Here is a 9,143-nt window from a genome sequence, read left to right as displayed (position 1 = left end):
CTTTGAGTCTTGATCCAGATATCGCGGCATTGCTCGAGATGGTGCAGGCCGGCACCGAAAGCGGCGCGCGCGTTCCGTTTCCGCAATTGACTGCTGCGCAGGCGCGGGCCGATTTCGATGCGTCCTCTCCGCTGCTCGACGTCGATCCGCCGGCGCTTGCCTACGAGCGGCGTTTGTCGCTGCCGGTGCGGGATGGCGCGATCATCGAGGCGCGGCTCTATGCGAGCCCGCAACCGAGCGAACGCACTCCCATTCCGGTTCTTCTTTACATGCACGGCGGCGGCTTCGTCGTCGGCAGCCTCGATTCGCATCAGCCATTGTGCCGCGGCCTCGCCAAGGACAGCGGTGCGGCCGTGCTCTCGGTCGGCTACAGGCTCGCACCGGAGCACAAGTTTCCGACCGCTTTCGAGGATGCGGTCGACGCGCTAGCCTGGATTGGCCTCGAGGGCCGCGCGATCGGCCTCGATCCGCGCCGGGTCGCCGTCGGCGGCGACAGCGCCGGCGGAACGCTTGCCGCCGCGCTCGCGATCGAGGCGAGGACAAACAGGGGCCTTCCGCAGCCGGTGCTTCAGATTCTCGCTTATCCTGGTCTCAGCTCTCGACAGACCTCCGCATCCTACCAGCGCTACGGTACCGGCCATCTCCTGGAGCGTAGCACCGTCGATTGGTTCTTCCGGCAATATCTCCGCGACGAGTCGGATCGCGACGATTGGCGTTTCGCGCCGCTCGCAGCGGATGATTTGTCGGGCCTCGCTCCCGCATGCATCGTCCTCGCCGAGTTCGATCCGCTGGTGGACGAGGGGCGCGATTATGCAGCACGCTTGGCGGTGGCCGGTGTTCCCGTCGATCTGCACGTTTATCCTGGCATGATCCATGAATTCCTGCGCATGGGGAATGTCGTGGCCGATGCCTTGCAGGCGAGGGCGACGATCGGGCGGGCGCTGGCCAAGGCCTTTCTCGCCGCTGGCGAAAAGGCGGCCTGATATGGCAATGCAGCGTGAACGAGAGTATGTCATGATCATCGTCTCTCGCGCTTCTGTGCGAGAGGCGCCTGAACGGATCCCATGAGCACGACTATTCCAGACCATAGGCTGTCCCGCCGTGCGCTCCTCGGCGTGGGCGCAGCGATCGGAGGCACGGCCATTGCGGGCCCATGGCCAATGGCATTTGCCCAAACCAGTGGACCGCAATCTGGGCTCCGAATTGCCGCGCTCGGCTGGGCCTGTGCCCAGACGATCCTGGCGCTCGGCGTTGTGCCGCTGGTGATTCCGGAGATCGAGCGCTATGGCCGGCTCGTCGTCGAGCCGCCCGTTCCGTCCGCGGTTCAGGAAATTGGTCTGCGTTCGGAGCCAAATCTCGAACTGCTGCAGAGCTTCGCGCCCGACATCATCGTCATCGACCCCAGCATTGCGGCCGCCGTCCCCCGGCTCAAGCTGATCGCGCCGGTCGAAACGTTTACGATCTTCAGACCCGGCGGGCATCCTCTCGACACGGCGCGCCATTCGACGCTGGAGCTTGCCAAACGTCTCGGAGTGCAGTCGGCGTGCGAAGCCTATTTCGCCCGTTTCGACGTCGCCATGGCCGGCTATCGTGAGCGGCTCCGGGGTCGCGGCGGCAAGCCGCTCTATCTCGTCAGCGAGATCGCGCGCAACCGCGCGCTCGTGTTCGGTCCGAACAGCCTCTATCAGGAGGTGCTCGATCAGTGCGGATTGAGGAATGCCTGGACGGGACAGAGCGGCCCATGGGGCCATACCAGTGTTGGGCTCGAAGTGCTCGCCGCGGTTCCGGACGCGCGGCTGGTGTTGATGACCTCGCGGGTCGCCGATGTCGAAGCGCTGCTGAAGGCAAGCCCTGTGCTTCAAACCCTGCCGTCTCTTCGGTCGCATCGGCTGACGGTCCTGGGTAACCAGTTCTTCTATGGCGGCGTGCCGGCGGCCGGACGTTTCGCCCGCCTTCTCGCCGAACGTCTGCCGCGGGAAAGCCATGAGCAAGGTTGAGGCACTGCCGGCCCGGTCCGGCTTGGAGATGCATCCGGCGGTGCTGATCGGCTTGCTGCTGGCAGCCGCGGCCGCGCTGACCTGGCGGAACCTGTCCGGATATCTGCCCGCAGGCGCCTGGCTGCCGGTGTTGTGGCGGCCCGAGGTCACCGATCCCCAGCAGATGCTGGTGCACTACACCGTGTTTCCGCGCATCGCAGTGGCGCTGCTGGCCGGCGCAGCCCTCGGTCTTGCCGGCACGGTCTCTCAGCAGGTGTTGCGCAATCCGCTTGCGGAGCCGAGCACCATCGGCGTCCTGAACGGCGCCTATCTTGCGCTGGCCGTGACGACCCTGTGGGCACCGTCGCTGCTGGCCTTCGGCCGCGAGTGGATTGCGCTGTGCGGCGGGTTCGCTGCGTTCCTGTGCGTGTTCGGGCTGACCTGGAAGCGTGCGCTGTCGCCCGTCGTCCTGGTGCTCGCTGGATTGATCGTCAGCTACTACTGCGCGGTGACCACCCAGGCGCTGGTGCTGCTCAACCACGAATATCTGATCGGTCTGTTCATCTGGGGCGCCGGCTTCCTCAATCAGCAGGATTGGAGCAACGTCACCTTCCTGGCGCCGCGGCTGCTGATTTCGATCGTGCTGATCGCGGCGATGGTTCGTCCGCTGACCCTGCTCGGCTTCGACGACGAGACCGCGCGCAATCTCGGCCTCGGATTGACGAGGGCCCGGGTCTTCGCGCTCGTCATCGCGATCGCGCTCAGTGCGTCAGTCGTCAGCGTGGTCGGCGTCATGGGATTTGTCGGTTTGTCCGCGCCGGCCATCGTCATGCTGTCAGGCGCGCGCCGCTTTCGCGACCGGCTGATCTGGGCGCCACTTTGCGGCGCCCTGCTGCTGTGGCTGACGGATCAGCTCGTGCTTCTGATCCCGCCCGGCTATCGCGAAATGCCGGCCGGTGCGGTGACGGCCCTGATCGGCGCGCCAATGTTGCTCGTGCTGCTGCCGCGGCTGCGGGCCGCCATGCCGATGGGAAACCTCACGCCATCCGTTCCGGCGCGGCTCGATCATCCCTGGCGCGTGATCCTGTTCGCGTTCGTCTTGCTGCTGCTTGCCGTCTGGATCGCACTCGGCCTCGGGGTCGGCTCCGACGGCTGGCGCTGGAGCGGCCTGTCGGGCTTGCAGGAATTCTGGCCGTGGCGCTGGCCGCGCGTGGTGTCGGCGCTGGCAGCTGGCGCGACGCTGGCGGTCGCCGGCACGCTGCTGCAGCGGATGACCGGAAACCCGATGGCCGCGCCGGAGGTCATGGGCATCAGCTATGGCGCCGCGATGGGCGTGATCGTTCTGCTCTATCTCTTTCCCGCCCACACCAGGCTGGAGCAGATTGCAGCGGCCGGGATCGGCGCCTTCATCGTGCTGGCGCTGGTGCTGCTGTTCAGCCGGCGGTCCGAGTTCAGTCCGGAGCGCGTGCTGCTGGCAGGCGTCGCCATGAGCGCGGCATTCGGCGCGATCATTGCCATGGCGCTGGCGACAGGCGATCCCCGCATCGGCACGCTGCTGTCGCTGCTGACAGGCTCGCTCTACCAGATCGGCCCGGCCGAGGCCGCAATCCTCGCCGCCGCGGCGCTCGTTCTGCTGATCATGGTGCCAATGCTGTCCCGCTGGCTTGATATCCTGCCGCTGGGATCTGCGACCTCGCGTTCGATCGGCATCTCGCTGACGCGGAGCCGCGTCATCATCATGCTGCTGACGGCGTTGCTGACGGCGACGGCCACGCTGATGGTTGGTCTTCTGAGCCTGGTCGGCTTCATCGCGCCACATATGGCACGGATGATGGGGGCGCAGCGCGCGCTGCATCAGGCGGCGCTGGCCGCGTTGATCGGGGCGATCCTGATGGTCACGGCGGATTGGGCCGGACGCATGGTGATCTTCCCGTTCCAGATGCCCGCCGGCATCTTCGCCATGATGCTTGCTGGACCCTATCTCATCTGGCTGCTGCGCCCGCAGCGCGGTTGACGGCGCTCACCGCGCGAAGCTGATGAGATGGCCATGGTCCGGCGACGGCATCACGCCCATGGGGATGCCGTAGATGGTTTCGAGCTCGGCCGGCGTCATGATCTTGTCCGGTGTGCCGCGCGCGATCAGCTTCCCGGAATGCAGCGCGATGATCTCGTCGCAGAAGCGGGCGGCCATGTTGACGTCGTGGAGCACCACGACCACGCCGAGATTGCGCTCGCGGGCGAGCTGCCTGACCAGCGACAGCACTTCGATCTGATGAGCGATGTCGAGCGCCGAGGTCGGCTCGTCGAGCAGCAGGCACTCGGCATCCTGCGCAACCAGCATGGCGATCCACGCCCGCTGGCGCTCGCCGCCGGACAACGTATCGACCAGGCGATCCGCAAAGGGTTCGATATGCGTCAACGCCATGGCGTTTGCGACCTTCTCGCGGTCGATGTCACCGAACCGTCCGAGCGCGCCGTGCCAGGGATAGCGGCCGAGTGCGACCAGCTCCTTGACCAGCATGCCGGCGGCGGGCGGCGTCTGCTGCGGCAGGTAGGCGACCTTGCGGGCATAGTCCCGATCGCTCCAGGCGCGCAGTGCGCGGCCTTCGAAACGAATCGTTCCTGACGAGCTCGGCTGCTGGCGCGACAACAATTTCAGCAAGGTCGATTTGCCGGAGCCATTATGGCCGATCAGCCCGACGACGCTGCGTGCGGGAAGGGATAGCGTCAGCGGTTCGAGCAGCGCGCGCTCGGCCACGGCGAAGCCGACCTGGTCGAGCTGGAACAAGGGGGCGGGCGCTTCCAGTGAGGCCTGCGTGACGTCGGGCAAGGCGAGCGTCGTTTCGCTCGTCTGCGCGTGTTGGATCGTCATGGTTGGCGTAGGCTCCAATAGGCGACGGCCAGAAGCTGGTCACGGGAAAGCTTTCGCTCATCGCGCAGATGGTTGCGCAGGGTCTTCAGCGCCTGCGCCTCACACGCGATCCAGGCGAAGACGTCCCGATGGTCCGGCCATCGCACTGCCTTGATGGCGTCGACCAGGAGCTGCGTCGTCCCGGCTGGACGGCCCTCGCGATGCAACCAGCGGATTGCTACCCCGGCCGGGGCGACCAGCGGAACTTCCTCGCGCCGATCCGCGACCTCGATAAAGGCCTCACCCGTCGCCGTCGCCGGCAGCGTCTCCAGAATTCGCGCGATGGCGGGCAGGGCGGTTTCGTCGCCCGCCAGCAGCACCCAGCGCGCCGGACGAATGCCCCGGCCGAGCGGGCCGGCCATGCCGCAGATGGCACCGGCCGTCGCGTTCACCGCGAACGCCGAGCCCGGCCCGGCATGATCATGGACCACGAAATCGATGTCGATCTCGCGGCTCTGCAAGTCGATGCGGCGGATCGTGTAATAACGGGTGACGGGCCTGCGGTCGGGCTCGGGCCACAGGATGCGTCCGTCGGGCGCGGGCCACGGCCATTCGGGCTTGGCGAGGCCCTCGGGCGGGAAGTACAGCCGCACGTGCAGATCGTCGTCATTCGCGAAACGGGCGAGATCGTCGCCCGTGAAGGTCAGCCGCCGCATGTGCGGCGTCAGGGTGATCGCGGCCTTCAGCCGCACTTCACGGAAATTGGCCAGCGTGCCGCCGTTGGATTCGTGACCTGACCAAATGATGGTTGGGGCAATGTCGCCCGCGAACTCGATCACATGCGAGGCGACGACCGAGCGCAGCATTTCCAGATTGCCCTTGTCGTTGGCCTCGACGCGGATCTTGAGCGCTTCGGCCTCGACGGCGAGGAAACTGGTGCCGAACGGCAGTTTCGCCACCATGAGACCGTCCCGGTCCTCGAAGGCGATGTCATGCTCGGCCAGATGATCGATCATCCGCGCGGCGAGGCCGGCGGCGTCGGGAAGCGCGATGCGGGTTTCGGAGATCAGCAAGTCCAAACTCATTCTCCACCGGCCTGTCCGATGCCAGCCTGCAAGCGCTTCAAATGTCCGGATGTCGCGGCCTGGCACGGCTCTCGATCAAAAATCCTGCTCGCTCGCCGGCTGCGATGCAAAAGCGATACTACCCGCATCATATTAAAGGCATTGCCGATCCCAAATTAGAATCCATCGAAAGAGCAGCAAAAATAACCGCTGGAGTTGCGGTGCTGCCATCATGTATTCGCATCACTTCGGCACGGCTTGTCCGGGCCATATAGGTTCGCTTCAGGTCTCCTCCAGCGCGGCTCTCATCATGAACTCACGAAGCGGCCTGACGACGCAGATCCTGCAGCTCCTGCGGCCTTACTGGCCACTCGTGCTCGGCGGCAGCGTTCTGGGAGTGGTCGGCGGTGCCTCCGTCGCGGCGTTGCTCGCGGTCGTGAATCATGGGCTTTATGCCACGCAGGCCGACGTGGTAACGCTGTTTTTCGCCTTCGCTGGCCTGTGCCTTCTGATCCTGATCGGTTCCATTGGCGCCGACATCAGCGCCAATTATGTCGGACAGCGGATCATCGCCGAGCTTCGTAAGTCGCTCGCCGCCAAAATCCTGGCTGCGCCGATCGATCAGCTCGAAATCTACCGGACGCATCGCCTGATCCCGGTTCTCACGCAGGACGTCGACACGATCAGCGATTTCGCGTTCTTCTTTTCGTCCTTTTTCGTGTCGCTCGTGATCGCGCTCGGCTGCATGGTTTACCTGGCGGTGCTGTCTTGGCAGCTTTTCCTGATCACGGGAGTCGTCATCGTGCTGGGATCGCTGGCGCATGGATATGCGAGGACGCGCGGCGTTCGCGGCTTCAGCACCGCGCGAGAGGCCGAAGATCAGCTGCACAAGCAATATCGCGCGATCGCCGAAGGTGCCAAGGAGTTGCGCCTCAATCGGGTGCGCCGTCGGCGCGTCTATGTCGAGCAGCTCCAGCAGACCGTCGACCGGATCAGCTCGGTGCAGATCAGGTCGATCAATCTGTTCGTGACGGCGCGGGCGTTCGGGACGATGCTGTTCTTCGTGGTGATCGGCGTGGCGCTGACCTTGCGACCGTTCCTGTGGCCCGACAGTCCCGCTGCGGTGTCCAGCGGGTTCGTGCTGGTGCTGCTCTTTATGCGCGGGCCCATTGACCAGGTCATCGGCATCCTGCCGGCGCTCGGTCGCGCCCAGGTCGCGATGCGCCGCATTGCGGAGCTTTCGGGGCAGTTCTCGAGCCCCGAGCACGATCTGCTGGCCAGTGCGCCCGCTGCACCCGGCAAGACCGCCATCGAATCCATCGAGCTCCGCGGCGTAACCTATGCTTTTCGCGCCGTGCCGGGCAGCGATCCCTTTGTCCTCGGGCCGGTTGATCTGTTCGTTCGGCAAGGCGACATCGTCTTCATCGTGGGGCAGAACGGCAGTGGAAAGACGACCCTGATCAAGTTGTTGCTGGGCCTTTATGCTCCGCATGGCGGCGCCGTGCTGCGCGACGGTTCGCCGGTCCTGACGGAGACACGCGACGATTACCGCCAGCTCTTCACGACCATCTTCTCCGACTATTATCTGTTTGAGGATCTCATTCGTGGAGAGGGCGTGGTTCCTGATGTGGCGGAACGCTATCTCCAGCGGCTGGAGGTCGCGCACAAGGTCTCGGTCGAGAACGGCGTGTTCACGACGACGGACCTGTCGACCGGACAGCGCAAGCGATTGGCGCTGATGAATGCATGGCTGGAGGAAAGACCCGTGCTCGTGTTTGACGAATGGGCCGCGGATCAGGATCCGGCGTTCCGGCACATCTTCTATACGGAGCTGCTGCCCGATCTGAAGCGTCTCGGAAAGACCATCATCGTGATTTCACACGATGATCGCTATTTCGGGATTGCGGATCATCTGGTGCGGCTGCGCGACGGCAAGATCGTCGCATGCGAGGCAAGGGCCAGCAACGTCGCTGGGCCTTCCGCAGTTCCAACCGATGCGCCGCTTTAGACACAATGTAGCGAGCCGCTGGCGCCATCTGTCGCACAAATGACGGCATACGATCCCGTTTTGCGACAGGCCGTCAGATTTGTAGAGAATCTAATCTGCGTGTGCGCGCATTCCTTGTCAGCCTGTAGGCGAGTGATCTACACCACGCCTCAGCGATGATCGAGATGCGAGGGCCGGATGAACAAGGCTTCGGATTCCGGGACCGGACCTCGTGCGTTCCCGGTCGGCCCATATTCCGCTCAGACCGTTTTCCAGGAGGGCGATCGCCTTCGCGTCGTCGCCGCCGATGTGACCGCGTTGGAACTGCGTCTGCGCGAGCGCGTCGATCACCTCGATATCCTGAATGCCTCGGACGACCGCGAGGTTGCGGCACGGGCGGTGTCGGCGTCCGCCGAGGCGCTGTTTGCCTGGCGACCTGGCGCCGATCGGCTTGTTCTGGACTTCGCTGGGAGAGCGCCGCTTGCACGAGAGCTGACCGAGAGTGGTCTTGCCATCATGTCCGAGGGGCGACTGGTGCTGCTGCCCGAACTGGTGATGCAGCGGCGGGACAACTGGCTGGTCAACCCCGGGCGACCGCCATTGCCGCAACTCCACGTCATGACGGACGACAAGCGTCATCCGCGCCGCGCCGCAAAGCCGGCGGGAAAGGTGTACGGTCGTTTCATTCCCTGGCTGTCGGAGGTCATCTCGTTTCGCGTGGCCGATCTCGAGAATGACCTCCATTTGTTGCACCGCTGGATGAACGATCCTCGCGTCGATGCATTCTGGAACGAGGCGGGCGATCTCGACAAGCATCGGCGATATCTGGCCGGCATTCTGGCCGATCCTCATATGCTGCCGTTGATCGGCTGCTTCGGCGAGCAGCCGTTCGGCTATTTCGAGCTCTATTGGGCCAAGGAAAATCGCATTGCGCCGTTCTATGATGCCGACGACTATGACCGGGGATGGCACGTGGTCGTGGGCGAGGACGCTTTTCGCGGCGCTCGTTACATCAGCGCGTGGCTGCCGTCTCTGATGCACTACATGTTCCTCGACGATTGCCGCACGCAGCGGATCGTCGGGGAGCCGGCGGCGGCGCATACGCAGCAGCTTCGCAATCTCGAGCGCTCGGGATTCGCAAAGATCAAGAACTTCAACTTTCCCCATAAGCGCGCGACCCTGGTCATGCTGTTGCGCGAGCGCTTCTTCGGCGATCGGCTTTGGCTTCCGGCAGCCGCCGGCCCAACGGTCTCGTCTTAAAGCGC

At 64.7% G+C, this 9,143-nt stretch carries 7 protein-coding genes; 5 read left to right on the top strand and 2 right to left on the bottom strand.

Annotation, left to right across the window (positions count from 1 at the left end):
- Positions 1-2 precede the first annotated feature (2 nt).
- The 3 genes from I6F24_RS11370 to fhuB all read left to right on the top strand — a co-directional run bounded on the left by I6F24_RS11370 (position 3) and on the right by fhuB (position 3,990).
- A complete protein-coding gene (locus tag I6F24_RS11370; RefSeq protein ID WP_225149431.1) occupies positions 3-983 on the top strand; it encodes an alpha/beta hydrolase in 981 nt (326 codons plus the stop codon).
- Positions 984-1,115: 132 nt separating this feature from the next.
- Positions 1,116-1,997 carry an ABC transporter substrate-binding protein gene (locus I6F24_RS11365; protein WP_225149432.1) on the top strand — a complete coding sequence of 294 codons (882 nt, stop codon included), beginning with the start codon at positions 1,116-1,118 and terminating at the stop codon, positions 1,995-1,997.
- Positions 1,984-3,990 carry a Fe(3+)-hydroxamate ABC transporter permease FhuB gene (fhuB, locus tag I6F24_RS11360; RefSeq protein ID WP_225149433.1) on the top strand — a complete coding sequence of 669 codons (2,007 nt, stop codon included), beginning with the start codon at positions 1,984-1,986 and terminating at the stop codon, positions 3,988-3,990. The genes I6F24_RS11365 and fhuB overlap by 14 nt, the downstream gene beginning before the upstream one ends.
- Positions 3,991-3,996: 6 nt before the next feature.
- Here fhuB and I6F24_RS11355 read toward each other — a convergent pair whose 3' ends face one another.
- Both I6F24_RS11355 and I6F24_RS11350 read right to left on the bottom strand, forming a co-directional pair.
- Positions 3,997-4,848, bottom strand: coding sequence for an ATP-binding cassette domain-containing protein (locus I6F24_RS11355; protein WP_225149434.1), 852 nt, complete (start codon positions 4,846-4,848; stop codon positions 3,997-3,999).
- A complete protein-coding gene (locus I6F24_RS11350; RefSeq protein WP_225149435.1) occupies positions 4,845-5,906 on the bottom strand; it encodes a siderophore-interacting protein in 1,062 nt (353 codons plus the stop codon). Before I6F24_RS11350 ends, I6F24_RS11355 begins: the two co-directional genes overlap by 4 nt.
- 295 nt (positions 5,907-6,201) lie before the next feature.
- On the opposite strand from I6F24_RS11350, the gene I6F24_RS11345 reads away from it, so the two are divergent.
- Both I6F24_RS11345 and I6F24_RS11340 read left to right on the top strand, forming a co-directional pair.
- On the top strand, positions 6,202-7,899 hold the full coding sequence (locus tag I6F24_RS11345) for a cyclic peptide export ABC transporter (RefSeq protein ID WP_225149436.1): 1,698 nt from the start codon (positions 6,202-6,204) through the stop codon (positions 7,897-7,899).
- 177 nt (positions 7,900-8,076) lie between these two features.
- On the top strand, positions 8,077-9,138 hold the full coding sequence (locus tag I6F24_RS11340; protein ID WP_036022212.1) for a GNAT family N-acetyltransferase: 1,062 nt from the start codon (positions 8,077-8,079) through the stop codon (positions 9,136-9,138).
- Positions 9,139-9,143 lie beyond the last annotated feature (5 nt).

This window comes from Bradyrhizobium sp. BRP23 (assembly GCF_020194135.1).
Lineage (GTDB): Bacteria > Pseudomonadota > Alphaproteobacteria > Rhizobiales > Xanthobacteraceae > Bradyrhizobium > Bradyrhizobium yuanmingense.
The sequence above is the reverse complement of the archived record's forward strand: the minus strand, read 5'-3'. Positions and strand labels throughout refer to the sequence as shown.